The 16,141-nt window shown below is 65.2% G+C and carries 14 protein-coding genes, 2 tRNA genes and 1 riboswitch; of the genes, 11 read left to right on the top strand and 5 right to left on the bottom strand.

Translation table 11 applies throughout. From position 1 onward, the window contains the following. Window positions 1–7 precede the first annotated feature (7 nt). From grxD to hemA, 4 genes are all read right to left on the bottom strand, one after another. Window positions 8–334: a Grx4 family monothiol glutaredoxin gene (grxD, locus tag AC1DB0_RS21160; RefSeq protein ID WP_006227137.1), complete on the bottom strand. Its 327-nt coding sequence runs from the start codon at window positions 332–334 to the stop codon at window positions 8–10. 128 nt (window positions 335–462) lie between these two features. Beyond that, window positions 463–1,290 (bottom strand): peptide chain release factor N(5)-glutamine methyltransferase, encoded by an 828-nt coding sequence (gene prmC / locus AC1DB0_RS21155; RefSeq protein WP_054427012.1) that lies wholly within the window; start codon window positions 1,288–1,290, stop codon window positions 463–465. A gap of 10 nt (window positions 1,291–1,300) precedes the next feature. Beyond that, window positions 1,301–2,383: a peptide chain release factor 1 gene (gene prfA / locus AC1DB0_RS21150; RefSeq protein WP_054427011.1), complete on the bottom strand. Its 1,083-nt coding sequence runs from the start codon at window positions 2,381–2,383 to the stop codon at window positions 1,301–1,303. Window positions 2,384–2,467: 84 nt separating this feature from the next. Next, window positions 2,468–3,742 (bottom strand): glutamyl-tRNA reductase, encoded by a 1,275-nt coding sequence (hemA, locus tag AC1DB0_RS21145; protein ID WP_342067054.1) that lies wholly within the window; start codon window positions 3,740–3,742, stop codon window positions 2,468–2,470. 294 nt (window positions 3,743–4,036) lie between these two features. Here hemA and AC1DB0_RS21140 point away from each other — a divergent pair. The 11 genes from AC1DB0_RS21140 to AC1DB0_RS21090 all read left to right on the top strand — a co-directional run bounded on the left by AC1DB0_RS21140 (window position 4,037) and on the right by AC1DB0_RS21090 (window position 14,841). Further along, window positions 4,037–4,112: transfer RNA gene (locus AC1DB0_RS21140), tRNA-Phe, on the top strand. Window positions 4,113–4,198: 86 nt separating this feature from the next. After that, a tRNA-Phe gene (locus AC1DB0_RS21135) sits at window positions 4,199–4,274 on the top strand. Between the two features lie 237 nt (window positions 4,275–4,511). Then, window positions 4,512–5,174, top strand: a complete 663-nt coding sequence (locus tag AC1DB0_RS21130) for a DUF6088 family protein (protein ID WP_054427009.1) — start codon at window positions 4,512–4,514, stop codon at window positions 5,172–5,174. After that, window positions 5,171–6,229, top strand: a complete 1,059-nt coding sequence (locus AC1DB0_RS21125) for a nucleotidyl transferase AbiEii/AbiGii toxin family protein (RefSeq protein ID WP_476757561.1) — start codon at window positions 5,171–5,173, stop codon at window positions 6,227–6,229. Before AC1DB0_RS21130 ends, AC1DB0_RS21125 begins: the two co-directional genes overlap by 4 nt. Window positions 6,230–6,259: 30 nt before the next feature. Beyond that, window positions 6,260–6,351: riboswitch (TPP riboswitch) on the top strand. 69 nt (window positions 6,352–6,420) lie between these two features. Continuing rightward, complete coding sequence (locus tag AC1DB0_RS21120; RefSeq protein ID WP_476757560.1) at window positions 6,421–7,503, top strand: LuxE/PaaK family acyltransferase; 1,083 nt, start codon at window positions 6,421–6,423, stop codon at window positions 7,501–7,503. After that, window positions 7,500–8,960 carry an acyl-CoA reductase gene (locus AC1DB0_RS21115; RefSeq protein ID WP_476757559.1) on the top strand — a complete coding sequence of 487 codons (1,461 nt, stop codon included), beginning with the start codon at window positions 7,500–7,502 and terminating at the stop codon, window positions 8,958–8,960. The genes AC1DB0_RS21120 and AC1DB0_RS21115 overlap by 4 nt, the downstream gene beginning before the upstream one ends. A 14-nt stretch (window positions 8,961–8,974) precedes the next feature. Continuing rightward, window positions 8,975–9,721, top strand: a complete 747-nt coding sequence (locus AC1DB0_RS21110; RefSeq protein ID WP_346552812.1) for an ABC transporter ATP-binding protein — start codon at window positions 8,975–8,977, stop codon at window positions 9,719–9,721. After that, window positions 9,718–10,482 carry an ABC transporter permease gene (locus tag AC1DB0_RS21105; protein WP_476757558.1) on the top strand — a complete coding sequence of 255 codons (765 nt, stop codon included), beginning with the start codon at window positions 9,718–9,720 and terminating at the stop codon, window positions 10,480–10,482. The genes AC1DB0_RS21110 and AC1DB0_RS21105 overlap by 4 nt, the downstream gene beginning before the upstream one ends. A gap of 20 nt (window positions 10,483–10,502) precedes the next feature. Then, window positions 10,503–11,516 (top strand): ABC transporter substrate-binding protein, encoded by a 1,014-nt coding sequence (locus tag AC1DB0_RS21100; protein ID WP_476757557.1) that lies wholly within the window; start codon window positions 10,503–10,505, stop codon window positions 11,514–11,516. A gap of 1 nt (window position 11,517) precedes the next feature. Continuing rightward, window positions 11,518–12,297 carry an SDR family oxidoreductase gene (locus tag AC1DB0_RS21095; RefSeq protein ID WP_175171574.1) on the top strand — a complete coding sequence of 260 codons (780 nt, stop codon included), beginning with the start codon at window positions 11,518–11,520 and terminating at the stop codon, window positions 12,295–12,297. Between the two features lie 45 nt (window positions 12,298–12,342). Then, window positions 12,343–14,841, top strand: a complete 2,499-nt coding sequence (locus AC1DB0_RS21090) for a mechanosensitive ion channel family protein (RefSeq protein WP_476757556.1) — start codon at window positions 12,343–12,345, stop codon at window positions 14,839–14,841. Here the strand turns inward: AC1DB0_RS21090 and AC1DB0_RS21085 are convergent. Continuing rightward, window positions 14,838–16,010 carry a M20 aminoacylase family protein gene (locus AC1DB0_RS21085; RefSeq protein ID WP_447982742.1) on the bottom strand — a complete coding sequence of 391 codons (1,173 nt, stop codon included), beginning with the start codon at window positions 16,008–16,010 and terminating at the stop codon, window positions 14,838–14,840. The genes AC1DB0_RS21090 and AC1DB0_RS21085 overlap by 4 nt on opposite strands. Window positions 16,011–16,141 lie beyond the last annotated feature (131 nt).

Below are 16,141 nucleotides of genomic sequence, written 5' to 3'. Positions count from 1 at the left end.
CGAGGCGTTAAGCCGTTGCGCCGGATTGCTCCAGCAGCGTCTTCAGTTCGCCGGATTCATTCATCTCGTTCATGATGTCCGAGCCGCCGATGAATTCGCCCGCCACGTACAGTTGGGGGATGGTCGGCCAGCTGGAGAATTCCTTGATGCCCTGGCGGACTTCGTCGTCTTCCAGCACATTGACGGTGACCAGCTTCTTCACGCCACAGCCCTTCAGGATCTGAATGGCCTTGCCGGAAAAGCCGCATTGCGGGAATTGGGCGGTGCCCTTCATGAACAGCACGACGGGGTGCTGGGTCACGGTTTCGCGGATGAATTCTTGAACGTCGCTCATGGTGGTCTCTTCGACAGGCATAACGGAATAGGGCAATTATAGGTACAGCCGGAAAAACCGCCCGAATTACCCGGGCGCGCCGCCGGACTTTGCCGGGATTTCAGCCGCGGGATTCTGTAACAACCGGCCTAGCGGCGCGGGTAACGTCCGCCGGAAATGCGTTCGATACCCGCCAGGTCCTGGCGGCTGTGCACGTCATCGAACCCGGCTGCGGTCAGCAAATCCCGTACCGCCTGCGCCTGGTCCCAGCCATGCTCCATCCACAACGCGCCGCCCGGCTTCAGATGCCGGCTTGCGCCCGCCACGATGCGGCCCAGGTCTTCCAGGCCGCCCGCGCCATCGGTCAGCGCGCCGCGCGGCTCGAAACGCAGGTCGCCTTGGTCCAGATGGGGGTCGTCGCTGGCCACATAGGGCGGGTTCGACACGATCAGGTCAAAGCCTTCGCCGGCCGGCACGGCGTCATACCAGCTGCCTTCCACAAACCGCACTGACGCGGTGAGCTCCCACGCGTTGGCGGCCGCCACTTTCAACGCAGCGGCGCTGATGTCGGAGGCCATCACCCGCGCATCGCGGCGCGCAAGCGCGATCGAGATCGCAATGGCGCCGCTGCCCGTACCCAGGTCCAGCACGGCAGGGCCGGCAATACCGGCCACGCATTCCAGCGCGGTTTCCACCAGCACTTCCGTGTCGGGACGCGGGATGAGCACGTCGGGCGTCACGCGAAATGGGTGGCCCATGAATTCGCGATGGCCCAACAGATACGCCATCGGCTCGCCCGCCAGGCGGCGCGCAAGCAGGGCCTCGTAGGCGGCGGCAACGTCAGGCGCCAACGGGTCCGTGTCGTGCGCCAGCAGCCACGCACGCGGCTTTTGCAGCACGTGCTCAAGCAGCATGCGCACTTCCAGACGCGGCAGGCGCGTGTCGAGCAGCAGGCTTTTCAGCTGGGGCGTGGTCATGGGCAGGGGCTCAGATGTCGTCGCCCAGCGCCGCCAGCTGCTCGGCCTGATGCTCGGCAATCAGCGCGCCGGTCAGTTCTTCGAGATCGCCTTCCATGATCTGCTGCAGCTTATACAGCGTCAGGTTGATGCGGTGATCCGTCACGCGGCCCTGCGGGAAGTTATACGTGCGAATGCGCTCGGAGCGGTCACCCGTGCCGATCAGGCTCTTGCGCTCGGCGGCTTCCTTGCTTTGCCGTTCGCGCGTTTCTTTGTCTTTCAGGCGCGCGGCCAGCACCTGCATGGCCTTGTCCTTGTTGCGATGCTGCGAGCGGTCGTCCTGGCATTCCACCACCAGGCCCGTCGGCAAGTGCGTGATACGCACGGCCGAATCGGTCTTGTTGATGTGCTGGCCGCCCGCGCCGCTGGCGCGGAACGTGTCGATGCGCAGGTCATTCGCATTGATGACGATCTCCGACATCTCGTCGGCTTCCGCCATGATCGCCACGGTGCAGGCCGACGTATGGATGCGGCCCTGCGCTTCGGTCGCCGGCACGCGCTGCACGCGGTGCGCGCCGGACTCGAACTTCAGGCGGCCATAGGCGCCATCGCCATCGATACGCGCAATCACTTCCTTGTAGCCGCCCAGTTCCGATGCGCTTTCCGACATCAGCTCAACGCGCCAGCCACGCGTTTCCGCATAGCGTGAATACATGCGCAGCAGGTCGCCGGAGAACAGCGCGCTTTCGTCGCCGCCCGTGCCCGCGCGGATTTCCAGGAACACGCTGCGGCCATCGTTGGGGTCACGCGGCAGCAGCAACAGCTGCAACGCGCTTTCCAGGCTTTCCAGCTTGCCGCGGCCCGACTTGATCTCGTCTTCGGCCATCGCCTTCATGTCGGGGTCCGACAGCATTTCCTGCGCCGTCGCCAGGTCTTCCTCGGTTCGGGCAAACGCGGTGAAGGCCTCGACCACGGGTTCCAGCTCGGCGCGTTCGCGCGAGAGCTTGCGGAAACGGTCCATATCGGACGCGGTTTCCGGTTGGGCGAGCAACGCGTCCACCTCGGTCAGGCGGTGACACAGATGCTCCAGCCGGCTACGCATGGAAGATTTCATGGGGGAATGACCAAAGAGAAAACAGGAATAGCGGGCGCCCACAAGACGAACGCCCGCCAGGAGGCGGGACGTGGGACAGATTCGCTAACGGCGGGAGTCGCGGCCGGGGAACAGGCGCGGCATCCACGCAAGCAGCTGCTTGCGCTCGTCGCCTTCGCTGCGGTTCAACGCCGCCAGCGGGCCGTGCAGATATTTTTGCGTCAGGCCGTGGGCCAGTTGTTCCAGCACGGCTTCGGGCGATTCGCCACGCGCCAGCATGCGGCGCGCGCGTTCGAGTTCGGCGGCGCGGACGTCTTCGGCGGCCTGATGCAGGTCGCGGATGACGGGCACCACTTCGCGGGATTGCATCCAGTGCATGAAGCCCTGGACGCGGGTTTCGATGATGGCTTCGGCTTGCACCACGGCCGCGCGGCGCGCGTCGGTGCCGGTCTGCACCAGGCGGCCCAGATCATCCACCGAATACAGATAGACGTCGTCCAGGCGGCCGACTTCGGGTTCGATGTCGCGCGGCACGGCCAGATCAATCATGACCATTGGGCGGTGACGGCGCAGGCGCGTGGCCCTTTCCACCATCCCCAGACCGAGGATGGGCAAGGAGCTTGCCGTACAGGAAACGATGACGTCGAACTCGGACAGGCGGTCTGTCAGGTCAGACAGTTTCATCGTGCTGGCCGAGAACCGGTTGGCCAGAATTTCAGCGCGCTCGGCCGTGCGGTTGGCCACGACCATGCTGCGCGGACGTTGGGCGGCGAAGTGCGTGGCGCAAAGTTCGATCATTTCGCCCGCGCCGATGAACAGCGTGCGGGCCTGGTCCAAATTGCCGAACACGCGTTCGGCCAGGCGCACGGCGGCGGCGGCCATGGACACCGACTGCGCGCCGATCGCGGTTTGCGACCGCACTTCCTTGGCGACCGAGAACGTGCGCTGGAACATCTGATGCAGCAAGGTGCCCAACGACCCGGCTTCGCCCGCAGCGCGCACGGCGTCTTTCATCTGGCCCACGATCTGGGTTTCGCCCAGCACCATGGAATCCAGGCCGCTGGCCACGCGGAACGCGTGACGAACGGCGTCGTCTTGATGATGGCGGTACAGGTGCGGGCGCAGCGTGCCGGCGTCCAGGCGGTTGTGTTCAGCCAGCCAGGCGGGCAGTTGATCAGCGACATGGCCGTCAGCCGCGCAATAGATCTCGGTGCGATTACAGGTGGACAGGATGGCGGCTTCGCGGACGGAACCGCCGAATGCCGAACGCAGACCTTCCAGCGCGGGCTTGACCAGATCGACGGGCATAGACACGCGTTCGCGAACCGAAACCGGCGCGGACGTGTGATTCAGACCGAAGGCAAGGACAGCTACCGACATGAGTTAGCGTTAAGAACTGCCACTAAGAACAAGGCGTTACGTCAGGGCCACCTTGAGGAACCGGGGCGGAACCCAGGCCGGGAATTTTCCGGAAACGTAACAGCGAACTGTCGAAGATTATACCCCTGCGGGTTATCCCCAGGCCAATTCACGCCCCGTCCGCGACCCTGCGTCGCACCCTGGCGTGCCATTCACCCAACACTTTGGCTCTGGCCCCTTAACCAGAAATTGTCGCGATTTTTTCTACTTGGCTGGCACAGGCAGAAAAAATTGTGTATAGTTGCGGACTTCGTTGGCCTGGTAGCTCAGTCGGTAGAGCAGAGGATTGAAAATCCTTGTGTCGGTGGTTCGATTCCGCCCCAGGCCACCAAAAGAATTATTGGGATTGCGGTAGCAATATCAAATCCCAAAAAAAGCCCAGCCGCCGCGCTGGGCTTTTTGCAAAGCGTACGTGTTGGCCTGGTAGCTCAGTCGGTAGAGCAGAGGATTGAAAATCCTTGTGTCGGTGGTTCGATTCCGCCCCAGGCCACCAACCTCCCCTTCAGTACGCCTGCAACAAGCCAAAAATATTTAGAACTCACGGCTTGATGCGCAATACCCCCCGCGCTCTACACCCTGATTGATATCCCGAATGTTTCCGCGCGTCTGAAGCCCGGCTTTGTCCGTCCCCTTCGAATGCCGTCTCTCGGTAAATCCGTCCGAAAAATGCATACAAATACTGGACACCCTGCCCGAAACAAGCCTACAAACGTCGGACAGGAGGTGCTTGATGAACGATTTGAAGACGAAGATTCTTGCCCATATCGAAGGAAGCGCTTCCGACAATGTGTGGGTCCCGACCGATTTTTCCCACCTCGGGAGTCGCGATGCCGTCGACAAGGCGCTACAGCGTCTCGTCACGGCCGGGCGCCTCCGACGTCTCGAACGCGGCCTGTACGACCAGCCGAGGGTGAACAGCCTGACCAAAAAGGTCACTGCCCCGGACTACCGTGCAGTCGTGGCCGCCCTCGCCCGCCGCGATCAACTACGCATGCTCGTTGACGGCATCACAGCCGCCAACGATCTGGGGCTGACGGACGCCGTACCCTCTCTGGTCACGATCCACACGGACGCTCGTCGCCGCGCCATCCGGCTGGAAAACCTGACAATCAAATTCAAGATGACAGCTCCGAGCCGCCTGTACTGGGCAGGACGCCCGGCCATGCGCGTCGTGCAGGCGCTGTACTGGCTCAAGGACACGCTGGAAAGCGATCAAGCGCGCATCGTCAATCGGCTGGCGAAACTGCTCGCCGACCCGGCACAGGGCGATTCCATTCGCCAGGATCTACGGGCGGGGTTTCACGTGCTCCCTGCGTGGATGCAGAACCTCGTCAGAAAACTACCCGGTTGCGATCCGCAAACGGACGCGTCCGATCCAGCGGAGAGGAAATGAATCCGAGTTTCAACGCCGTTATCCTGGCCGGTGATGACGAGCGGCGTGGCCTGTTCCTGACAACCGCCGCCCGCCTGGGCACGGCGGTGCAAAATGTGGAGAAAGATTTCTGGGTGTGCTGGGCGTTGGATGCCCTGTTCAATGGCCTGCCCGCAGGCGGGCCAAGGTTGTTATTCAAGGGCGGAACGTCGCTCTCCAAGGCTTTCGGTCTGATCTCACGGTTTTCCGAGGACATCGACATTACGGTCTTCCGCGAAGATATCGGCGAACCTGCGGAGGTGGCGCACCTGAACGCCCTCAGTGGCAAGCAGCGGCGAATTTCGCTCAACCGCATCCGCGCGGCGTGTCAGCGATATATTGCCGAAGACATGGCCCTGGGCTTGCACGAGATTGCCGCCCGCACTCTCCCCCCACATCGCTTCCGACTGGAACTGGATTCCGATGATCCCGACCACCAGACGTTGCTGTTTTGGTATCCCTCCGTGACGGCAGCATCTGACGACTACGTCCGTGCTGCCGTGAAGATCGAAGCCGGCGCCAAATCGGCGCTGGACCCGCACGTTGTCGCCACCGTGACTTGCTACGCCGCAGAGGACCTCCCCGGTCTCGACATGGCCGTCAACAACATCACCACCGTTACCCCCGAACGGACCTTCTGGGACAAAATCATCATCCTGCATGGCCTGCGTCAATGGCAAGATCGCCGGGGGCAATTGCGACAGGGCGGGCAGCGCGTATCGCGGCACTACTACGACGTCTACCGCCTGCTGCACCACCCGGAAGCAGCGGCATGGCAAGACAATCGCTCCCTGGCCCAAGACTGCGCACAGCACGCCCGTCTATTCTTCGGCGGCACGGACCTGGGCCTGGACACCGCAGCGCACAACACCTTCACACTGGCGCCATCCGCCACCATGCGCGATGCGCTCATTCGTGATTACGAGGCGATGGGCGGCATGATCTTTGGGCCGCTTCCCGAGGTGAACGATGTGCTCCAGGCAGTGGCTGACTTAGAGCGACGTCTCAACACGTCCGGCACACCTTTACAGAAGTAAGTGGCCCCCACCCCATTGCGGGTTAACATTGCCTCTGCTCCGGGGTGCACGCCAGTGCTGAGAATCAGACCCGCGAACTTGACCCGGTTCATGCCGGCGTAAGAAGAGCATTCGCCTTGACCTGCCGCGCCTTTGCGCCGCTTGCGCAGGCGGGCTTCGGAGCTTCCCTGTACAGGAATCATCGAACGCCCATGAACAACGTCGCACCGCCGGTCGCGGACCTACTCGAATTCATCGCCCAGGACGGCTGCACCGACGAGCAGTTTGATCAGCTCGCGCTGCGGCTTTTTGCCTATCAATATGGGGCCAGCGCACCCTACCGCAGCTTCTGCCAGCGCCGTGGCGCAACCGTGCGCAATGTGAAGACGTGGAGCGATATTCCGGCCGTGCCGATTGACGCGTTCAAGGCGATGGAGTTGCGCTGTGAACCCGCGCGGCCCGACGAGCGCGTGTTCATGACCAGCGGCACGACGCGCGCCGACATGCGCGGGCGGCACTTCCATCCGCATCTGGCCGTCTACGACCTGTCCATGACGCGCAACTTCGCGGCCCGCGTCATGCAAGGCACGGCGCGACTGCCGATGGGCATCTTGTTTCCGGACGAAGTGGCGATGCCGAATTCGTCGCTGGCGCATTATCTGGCGCTGGCCAAATCCGCCTTTGGCAGCGAAGGCAGCCGCTATTTCATGTCGCCGCAGGGCATTGATCTTGACGGTTTGTGGCGCCAGCTGGAAGACGCCGAGCGCAGCGGCGAGCCTTATGCGCTGCTGGGCGCAAGCTTCAGCTTCGTGCATGTGATTGACGCCTTGCGCCGCGAAGGCCGCAAGTTCCGCCTGCCGCCGGGCAGCCGCATTCTGGATACGGGCGGCTACAAGGGCCAGTCGCGCGAGCTGCCGCTGGACACGTTCTATGCGGAGCTCTCTGCGCTGCTGGGCGTGCCGCGTTCGCTGTGCATCAACATGTACGGCATGACCGAACTCAGCACGCAGTTCTACGACAACGGCAACGCCGCCGTGCCGTCGGTGAAATCGGGGCCGCACTGGATTCGGTCGCGGCTGGTGGACCCCGCCACGGGCCGCACCGTGCCGGCGGGCGAACGCGGCATCCTCGCGCATTGCGACTTGGGCAACTTCAATTCGGTCAACACCATCCTGACGGAAGACGTGGGCGAACCCGCCGAGGGCGGCTTCCTGCTGCTGGGCCGGGCCGAAGGCGCGCAGGCCAAGGGCTGCTCGCTGGCGGTCGAAGAGTTCATTCAGTCGGCGCGATCATGAACGTGCAACGGGTCGAGGCGGGATACCTGCCGGGGCTCGCCTCGGCTGATGTCCAATGGCATACGCTGCCGTTCGAGCAGGACGGGCAACGCGTGGACGTCGCCGTGCCGGTGCTGACGGCCGCGCAGATGCAAGCGCTTGCCCAGCGCGTCAAACGCGCCAGCGCGCAGCATCTGAAGACGATGACGGTGTCGGAAATCATCACCATCATCGACCGCGCCATCGGCCGCCTGCTCGACCCGAACGACCCGCTGCGCCGCCAGGCCGATACGCTGCTGCCGGTCGTGACCGGCTACGACGCCGACATGGTTCGTCTGGGGCTCACCGGTTTTCTAAAGACATTCCGCGCCCCGCAGCTGCATCGTTTTGTGGCCGAAGACTTCGCCAACCCCCAGGTGCTGGACAGCTTCCAGCCTGCGATCAAAGGCGGCGCCGTGCGCGCATACGGCCCGCAACTACTGGTGCACAGCTGGGCCGGCAACGTGCCCGCACTCGCGTTGTGGAGCTTGATCTGCGGCCTACTGGTGAAGGCCGGCAACATCGGAAAACTGCCTAGCGCCGAGCCGCTCTTCGCCGGCTGGTTCGCGCGTTTGCTGGCCGACGTGCACCCGCCGCTGGCTGACTGCATGGCGGTCGTCTGGTGGCGTGGCGCGGGCGATGACGACGCGTCGGCGCTGTATGCACAGGCCGATACCGTGGTCGCCTATGGCGGCAACGACGCGCTGCACGCCATCCAGCGCCGCCTGCCGGTCACGACACGCTTTCTGGCGCACGGCCACAAGCTGGGCTTTGGCGTTGTCAGCGCAATGGCGCTGGATGCACAGAAAGCCCCTGCGCTGGCGCGCCGCGCGGCGTGGGATGTCATGCGTTATGACCAGCAGGGTTGTTATTCCCCGCATGTGTTTTACGTGCAGCGCGGCGGCCGGGTGTCGCCGCGCCAATTCGCCAGCTATCTGGCGGGCGAACTGTCGAATCTGCAACGCCGCTTTCCCCGGCGCGCGATGGACCTGGAAGAATCCGCTGCCGTGGCGAAGTGGCGGCAGTCGATCGAATGGCAACTGCCTGCGGACGGCGCCAACGCGCTGATCGGCGACCCCGACACGGCGTGGAGCGTCGCCTATGCCGACGCGGCGCAGCCTCTGATGCCGACCGCCCTGCAACGCAGCATCGTGGTGGCGGGCATCGACACGCTGGACGATGTTGCGCCGCTCGTGGCCACCCATCACGACTATCTGCAAACGGCGGGCGTCGCGGCGACGCCCGAAGAACTGTACCGGCTGGCCGAGCAACTGGGCGCAGCGGGCGTCACCCGCATCAGCGCCATCGGCTCGATGAGCATGCCCGAAGCGGGCTGGCATCACGACGGCCGCTTCAATCTGCTGGACCTCGTGCGCATGACGGAAATTGAACAGTCCGCCGAAACCGCCGCCGACCCGTTCGCCCCCTACGAGCCATGAGCGCGGACCGGGCCATGCCTTTTCTGAACCTTGAACAGGTGGTGTACACCTACCCCGGCCGGCCGCCCATTGTGGATGGCGTCGACTGGCGGCTGGAGGCCGGTGGTGTGCATTGCCTGGTGGGGCGCAGCGGTTGCGGCAAGACGACGCTGCTCAAGCTCGCCGCGGGCCTGCTGGCCCCGCAGTCGGGCCGCGTCCAGCTGTGGGACGGCACGCCCGCCACGCCCGGCCCGCAACTGGGCTATGTGTTTCAGGCGCCGACGTTGCTGGAATGGCGCCGCGTCATCGACAACGTGCTGCTGCCCGTGTCATTGCAACGCCGGCCCCTGCCTGAAGACATCGAACGCGCGCATGCCCTGCTTGCGATGCTGGGCTTGTCCGACTACGCACAGCGCTATCCCCGCCAACTGTCTGGCGGCCAGCAAAGCCGCGTGGCGCTGGCGCGCGCGCTGATTCTTGAGCCCGCGCTGCTGCTGCTCGACGAGCCCTTCGCGGCGCTGGACGCCATTACGCGCGGCGAGCTGCAAGACGACTTGATGCGGCTGTGCCGCCTGCGCAAGACGACCGTGCTGTTCGTCACGCACGACATCAGCGAAGCCGTGTATCTGGGCGACCGCGTCGCCGTCATGCACCAAGGCCGCATGGCTGCCGACCTGCCGATCGGCCTGCCCGCGCCGCGCACGCAGTCGATGCGCCACGGCGCCGCGTTCAACGCCTATTGCGCGCAGGTATTTGAATTCATGAACGGAGCGCGCGCATGAAGCCCGCCATCTCCTCCCGCCTGCTGTCGTTGGCGCTGCTGGTGTTGCTGGTGGGCGCATGGGAAGTCACCGTGCGGCAGGCCGGTATCTCGGCACTGGTGCTGCCCGCCCCCTCGGCCGTTGCGAAGACGCTGTGGACGAGTCTTGCCACCGGCTACCTCTGGCCGCACATCGGCGCGACGCTGGCCGAGATGCTGCTGGGCCTGGCGCTGGGCAGCGCCGCCGGCCTGGCGATGGGGGTGGCGCTGGCTGAATCCGCCCTGCTGGACCGCGTGTTCAAGCCCTACGTCATCGTCAGCCAGGTGGTTCCCAAGCTGGCCCTCGCGCCGCTTTTTGTGTTGTGGTTCGGCTTTGGCATGGCGCCCACCATCGTCATGACCGCGCTGATCTGCTTCTTTCCGTTGATGGAAAACACGCTTACCAGTTTGCGCCAGGTGGACCCCAACCGGCTGCAACTGTTTCGCATGCTGGGCGCATCACGCGCACAGACTTTGCTGCGGCTGAAGCTGCCCGCAGGCCTGCCCGGCATCCTGGCCGGCCTGCGCGTGGCGTTGGTGCTGGCGCTGGTGGGCGCCGTCGTCGGCGAATTCATTGGCGCCAGCCGCGGCCTGGGCGCCGTCATCATCGCCGCGCAAGGCATGATGGACACGCCGCTGATGTTCGCCGCGCTCACCGCCATTGCCGCCATCGGCCTGCTGGGCTACCAAGCCACGCTGCTGCTCGAACGCCGCCTGCTGCGCCCCTACGCAGATCAATCATGACCCCTATCAGGACCTTACCCATGCTCCCGTCCCCTACCCGCCGCGCGTTGTTGACGGCCGCCGCCGGCCTTGCCGCCACGTCGCTCGTGCCCGTGGCGGCGCGCGCCCAAAGCAAGCAAGCCGACCCTGCCACCGGCACGGTCACGCTGGCCGGCTGGAGCAAGCCCATCAGCGAAATCACGAACCTGCTGATCGAACCTGACAAGGGCTTCTTCAAGGCGCAGGGCGTGAACCTCGTCTACCTGCCGGGCGCGGGCGGCGGCGACGCCATCCGCAATATTCTTAGCGGCCAGGCTGACGTGGCCTTCACCGACCCCGGCTCTTTCTTCATGGCGCTGGACAAGGGCGAGAAGCTGCGCGCCATCTACGACATTTATCCGCAGAACGTTTTCAACGTGGTGTCGCTGAAGTCGGCGAACATCACGCGGCCCGCGGACCTGAAAGGCAAACGCATCGGCGTCTACAGCCTGGCAAGCGGCACGCGCCAGAATCTGCTGGTGATGCTGCATCAAGCCGGCCTGACCGAAGCCGACGTTGAAATCGTCGTGACCGGCGTGCTGAACTTTGCGCCGCTGTTGCAGGGTCAGGTCGACGCCACTGCCGCCACCGACACCGGCCTGCTGGTCGGCCGCCGCCGTGGCCTGGGGGAGGTCAACGTGATGGAAGTGCGCGACACCCTCAACGTATCCAGCGACCTGTTCGTGGTGCGCGAATCGGTTTATCAGCAAAAGCAGCCGCTGCTGCGCGCGTTCCTCAAGGCGTATCGCGACAGCGCCGCGTGGATGATCGCCCAGCCGGAAGAAGCCGCCACGCTGGCCGGCAAACGCGCCATCGACGGCACCGACCGCAGCATCAACCTGGACGTGATCCGGCTGCGCAATGCCGCGTCAATATCGCCTGCCGGCCGGCCGCTGGGCGCGTTTGATCTGGATCTGTTGCAGAAGGCCGCTGACGCCTACCGCGCGCTGGGTTTGATTCAGCACCCCATCGATGTCGCCGCCGTCGTCGACGCCAGCCTGTTGCCCGGAGCCTGACATGACCGCCGCCCTGAAGTTTGCAGGCAAGGTGGTGCTGGTAACCGGCGCCAGCCGGGGCATCGGCGCCGAGATCGCGCGCAGCTTTGCGCGGGAAGGCGCGACCGTCGTCGTCAACTACCTGAGCAACACCGAAGCCGCCAACGCCGTCGTTGCGCAGTGCGTGGCCGCGGGCGGCGACGCCTGGGCCGTGCAGGCCGACGTGGGGTCGGCGGACGCCGTGCAAGCCCTGGTTGACGGCATTGTGCAGGACGCCGGCCGGCTGGATATCGTCGTCAACAACGCCCTGCGCCATTACGCGTTTGATCCGCGCACGCGCACGGCGTTCGATGATCTGTCATGGCAGCAGTACCAGTCGCAATTCGACGGCTCGGTCGGTGCGGCGTTCAACGTCTGCCGCGCGGCGCTGCCGCATTTCAAGCAACGCGCGCAAGGGTGCATCGTCAACATCGTCAGCAACCTGGTTGAACATCCGGTCGTGCCGTATCACGACTACACCACCGCGAAGGCCGCGCTGGTGGCGTTCAGCCGCAACCTGGCAGCGGAACTGGGCCCCTTCGGCATCCGGGTGAACTGCGTCGCGCCGGGTCTGGTGTACCCCACCGAAGCCAGCGGCGGCACGCAGGAAGCCTTCCGCGAACAATTGATTGCCGCCACGCCGTTGCGCCGCATCGCCCAGCCGGAAGACGTGGCCGGCCCCGTGCTGTTCCTGGCGTCCGGCTGGAGCAGCTTCATGACGGGGCAAGTCCTGTTCGTGGACGGCGGACTGGTGATGCGCTAGAGTGGGTAGCCCCCCAGCTTCGCAGCATTCCCCCGGAGCCGCCCCATGCGCGTCCGAGCACGAATTTTCGCCTGCCTGTTCGGATTGATCCTTGGCTTGTTGAGCCTGGCCCAGGCACGGCTCGCGCTGGCCGACCCGCCCCCCCCAACAACCGCCCCCCCGCTCGCCGCCATTCAGATGGGCGACATTCCGCTGCGCGCCGACAGCGACACGCGCTACGCCGAAGGCGTGTTGCAGCGCGTCGCCACCGCCGACCCCGACGCCAAGCTCGGCCCGCTACTGGAAGCAATCGCCAAGTCCGCCGACGAAAAGCTCTACGAATTTCAACCGGCCCAACTTCGCACCCTGCCCATCATGCGGGTCGAGAGCCTGGAGCGGCATTGGATCTTTGACGCTCGCCGGCTGGCGCGCTGGCAGGCGGATCTGCGCCAGGCCACCGCCTGGTACGCCAGCGATGCGGCCGAACTGCTGCGCCGCCGCGATGCCTGGCAGGCCATCAAAAGTTCAGCCTTCGCCGCCAGTCTGCCGCCCGCGCTGGCCGACCGCGTAGATGCCGTTCTGGCGCAGTTGACGGGCGCCGCGCAGGCGCTGTCCGGCCCGCTGTCGCGACAGGCCGACCTTGAACAACGCGCCAACGCCGTCGAAGAACGCATCAAGGCGGGCCAGCGCTCCGTGGCCGAAGCCATCAACGACATCGACGCGCGCCTGATGCGCGTGGATTCACCGCCGCTCTGGGATCTGGGCAAGACGCAAGATACAAGCGAAGACACCATGGCCTTGCTGCACACGGGCGTCGACATCGAAGCCCGCTTCGCGCGCGAATACAGCGCGTCGGGCAGTGGCAACCAACGCGCGCTGCATGTGATTCAGATCGCGCTGCTGGTGCTGATGCTATGGCTGGCCCGGAAGAGCCGCGACGCGATCCGCGCGGGCGTCATGAGTGAAACCGCGGCGGGCGTCCTGGGCCGCCCGTTGTCCACCTGGCTGCTGCTGTCGATGCTGGCCGTGCTGGCGTTGGAACCCGATGCGCCGCTGATGGTGCAGCAAGTGGCGCTGGTGCTGGCGGCGGCGCCGGTGCTGCGTTTGCTGCCGCCTTCTGCGCGCCGGCAACTGGACCTGTGGCCCTACGCCATCACCGCCCTGTTCCTGGCGGAGCGGCTGGGCTTTTTGTTCTTGGCCAACACCTTGTTCTACCGCCTGTCCACCGTGGCGCTGACCGCGGTGTCGCTGGCCGCCATCCTGTGGTTGCTGCGGCGCGGCCGGCGCCAACCCCAGTCGCCCGCTCCCACCCGCCTGGCGGGTATGCTGCGCGGCATTGCCTGGGTCGCGGTTGCGTTGCTATGCGTGTCGCTGGCGTCCAACCTGTTCGGCAATGTCTCGTTGGCGGAAATGTTGACCAGCGCCGTCATCGGTTGCGGCTACTTCGGGTTGGTGCTCTACGCCGGCGTCACCGTCATCATCACCCTGGTGCAAGTGCTGTTGGCGCGCCAAGGCATATCGCGTTTTCGGCTGGCGCGCGAACATGCGCCGCCGCTGGTGCAGTTGCTGATCCGCCTGCTGACCTTCGCGGCCGTCGTCGGCTGGGCGGTCTACGCGATGGACCGATTCCGCATCCTGCGCGCCACCTATGCATACGCCACCCAGATACTGTCCTACACCCTGACCGTGGGCGAAGTGTCCATCAGCCTGGGCAACGTGCTGCTCTTTCTGATTTCCGTGGTGATTGCATTCTGGGCCGCACGCACCATCCGCCTGATCCTGCGCGACGAGGTGCTCACGCGCATGGCGCTGCCGCGCGGCGTGGGCAACAGCATCGCGTCGCTTTCGTACTACCTGGTGCTGCTGCTGGGCCTGGGCATCGCGCTGTCGGCAGCGGGCTTTGAGACCAGCCAGTTAACCATCGTGTTCGGCGCGCTGGGCGTGGGCATCGGTTTCGGCCTGCAAGGCGTCGTGAACAACTTCGTGTCCGGCTTGATCCTGATGTTCGAACGTCCGATACAGCCTGGCGACGTGGTGGAAATCAGCGGTACGTCCGGACAGGTTCGCGACATCGGCATGCGCGCCACCCGGATCAAGACCTTCGAAGGCGCCGATGTCATCGTGCCCAACGGCACACTGCTGTCCGAAAAGCTGACCAACTGGACGCTGCTGGACCGCAGCCGCCGCATCGAAGTCAGTATCGGCCTGGCCTACGGCACCGAGCCCACCCGGGCGATCGACGTGCTGGATGCCGTGGCCCGGGAAACGGCCGGCGTCGTCACCGAACCGGCGCCCACGGTGCTGTTCATGGGCTTTGGCGCCAGTACGATGGACTTCAGCATTCGCGCCTGGACCCACGACTTCGACAATTGGATCAACATCCGTAGCGACTTGATGGCGCGCATGTACGACGCGCTGCGCCAGGCCGGCATCGAGATCGCATTTCCGCAGCGCGATCTGCATCTGCGCACGGTGTCGGATGAAGCCAGCGCCGCGCTAGGCGTCGGACGCAGAACCGGCGCGCCCGGTTCCAACGCACCCGAGTCCGACACCCCCGCGCGTTAGACCGGCATCGCCGCCTTCACCAGTTCCACCCAGTAGTGCGCGCCCAACGGCAAGATATCGTCGTTGAAGTCGTAGTACGGGTTATGCACAGGCGGGTTGTCTTGCCCCGGACGCGCCGCGCCAATGAACACGTACGCGCCCGGACGCTGCTCCAGCATGTACGCGAAATCTTCCGACCCCATGCGCGGCGTGCAAGCCGTATCCACCTTGTCTTCACCCACCACGCGCGCGGCGGCGCGAGCGGCCAGCGCTACCTCGGCTTCCGTGTTGACGCATGCCGGATAGCCGCGAAACACCTGCACGTCGATCGCGGCGCCCGACGTCAACGCCACCCCCGCGCACACCTCACGCAAGCGGCGCTCGGCCAGGTCGCGCGTGGCGGCGGTCAGCGTGCGGCAGCTGCCGCGCAACATCACGCTGTTAGGCACCACGTTCCAGGTGTCGCCCGCGTGAATCTGCGTCAGGCTCAACGCCAACGAATCGGTCGGTTTTACGTTGCGGCTGACGATGGTCTGCATGGCCGAAACAAGCTGCGCCGCGGCCACGATGGGGTCCACGCCATGCTCGGGCTGGGCCGCGTGGCAACCCTTGCCGGTGACGTTGATTTCATAGGTGTCGCAGTTGGCCATCACCGTACCCACGCGCGTGGACACCGTGCCGAAGGGCAGATTGGGCGAGTTATGCAGCGCGAACACGGCGTCGCACGGGAACTGATCAAACAGCCCGTCCTGCACCATGGCGAGCCCTCCGCCCGCGTGTTCTTCGGCGGGCTGGAAGATCAGGTGCAAGGTGCCGCGCCACGCCGGGTCGGCCGCCAGATGGCGGGCCGCGCCCAGCAGCATCGCGGTATGGCCGTCGTGGCCGCAGCCGTGCATCTTGCCGGGGATGGTTGAGCGGTGCGACGCATCGCCCAATTCCTGCATGTCGAGTGCGTCCATGTCCGCGCGCAGTCCAATGACGGGCCCGTCGCCGCGCGTCAGCGTGCCGACCACGCCCGTGCGCCCCAAGCCGCGATGCACCGTGGCGCCAGCCCGCTCCAGCTCGCGCGCCACCACGTCGGCGGTGCGAAATTCACAGAAGGCGGTCTCGGGATGGGCGTGCAGGTCGCGGCGCCATTCGCGCATAAGGCGCAGCAATTCCGGGCTGACGGGCGATTCGACGATGGCCATGGCGGTGTCTCCGTAGGGCGGGCTTGGGGGAAATACGCCTATCGACTATAGACAGGCGCGGGTACAAAGCCGATAGCAATGATCACGCCTTATCGATGCGGTTTTTGCAACGATTCAATCCCACGCCACGA

This window comes from Achromobacter sp. 10T422 (genome assembly GCF_056394065.1).
The sequence above is the reverse complement of the archived record's forward strand: the minus strand, read 5'-3'. Positions and strand labels throughout refer to the sequence as shown.

What these genes read in the sequence shown, in the direction of transcription:
- grxD (WP_006227137.1), bottom strand. Translation starts at nt 334, where the DNA reads ATGAGCGACGTTCAAGAATTCATCCGCGAAACCGTGACCCAGCACCCC.
- prmC (WP_054427012.1), bottom strand. Translation starts at nt 1,290, where the DNA reads ATGACCACGCCCCAGCTGAAAAGCCTGCTGCTCGACACGCGCCTGCCG.
- prfA (WP_054427011.1), bottom strand. Translation starts at nt 2,383, where the DNA reads ATGAAATCTTCCATGCGTAGCCGGCTGGAGCATCTGTGTCACCGCCTG.
- hemA (WP_342067054.1), bottom strand. Translation starts at nt 3,742, where the DNA reads ATGTCGGTAGCTGTCCTTGCCTTCGGTCTGAATCACACGTCCGCGCCG.
- AC1DB0_RS21130 (WP_054427009.1), top strand. Translation starts at nt 4,512, where the DNA reads ATGAACGATTTGAAGACGAAGATTCTTGCCCATATCGAAGGAAGCGCT.
- AC1DB0_RS21125 (WP_476757561.1), top strand. Translation starts at nt 5,171, where the DNA reads ATGAATCCGAGTTTCAACGCCGTTATCCTGGCCGGTGATGACGAGCGG.
- AC1DB0_RS21120 (WP_476757560.1), top strand. Translation starts at nt 6,421, where the DNA reads ATGAACAACGTCGCACCGCCGGTCGCGGACCTACTCGAATTCATCGCC.
- AC1DB0_RS21115 (WP_476757559.1), top strand. Translation starts at nt 7,500, where the DNA reads ATGAACGTGCAACGGGTCGAGGCGGGATACCTGCCGGGGCTCGCCTCG.
- AC1DB0_RS21110 (WP_346552812.1), top strand. Translation starts at nt 8,975, where the DNA reads ATGCCTTTTCTGAACCTTGAACAGGTGGTGTACACCTACCCCGGCCGG.
- AC1DB0_RS21105 (WP_476757558.1), top strand. Translation starts at nt 9,718, where the DNA reads ATGAAGCCCGCCATCTCCTCCCGCCTGCTGTCGTTGGCGCTGCTGGTG.
- AC1DB0_RS21100 (WP_476757557.1), top strand. Translation starts at nt 10,503, where the DNA reads ATGCTCCCGTCCCCTACCCGCCGCGCGTTGTTGACGGCCGCCGCCGGC.
- AC1DB0_RS21095 (WP_175171574.1), top strand. Translation starts at nt 11,518, where the DNA reads ATGACCGCCGCCCTGAAGTTTGCAGGCAAGGTGGTGCTGGTAACCGGC.
- AC1DB0_RS21090 (WP_476757556.1), top strand. Translation starts at nt 12,343, where the DNA reads ATGCGCGTCCGAGCACGAATTTTCGCCTGCCTGTTCGGATTGATCCTT.
- AC1DB0_RS21085 (WP_447982742.1), bottom strand. Translation starts at nt 16,010, where the DNA reads ATGGCCATCGTCGAATCGCCCGTCAGCCCGGAATTGCTGCGCCTTATG.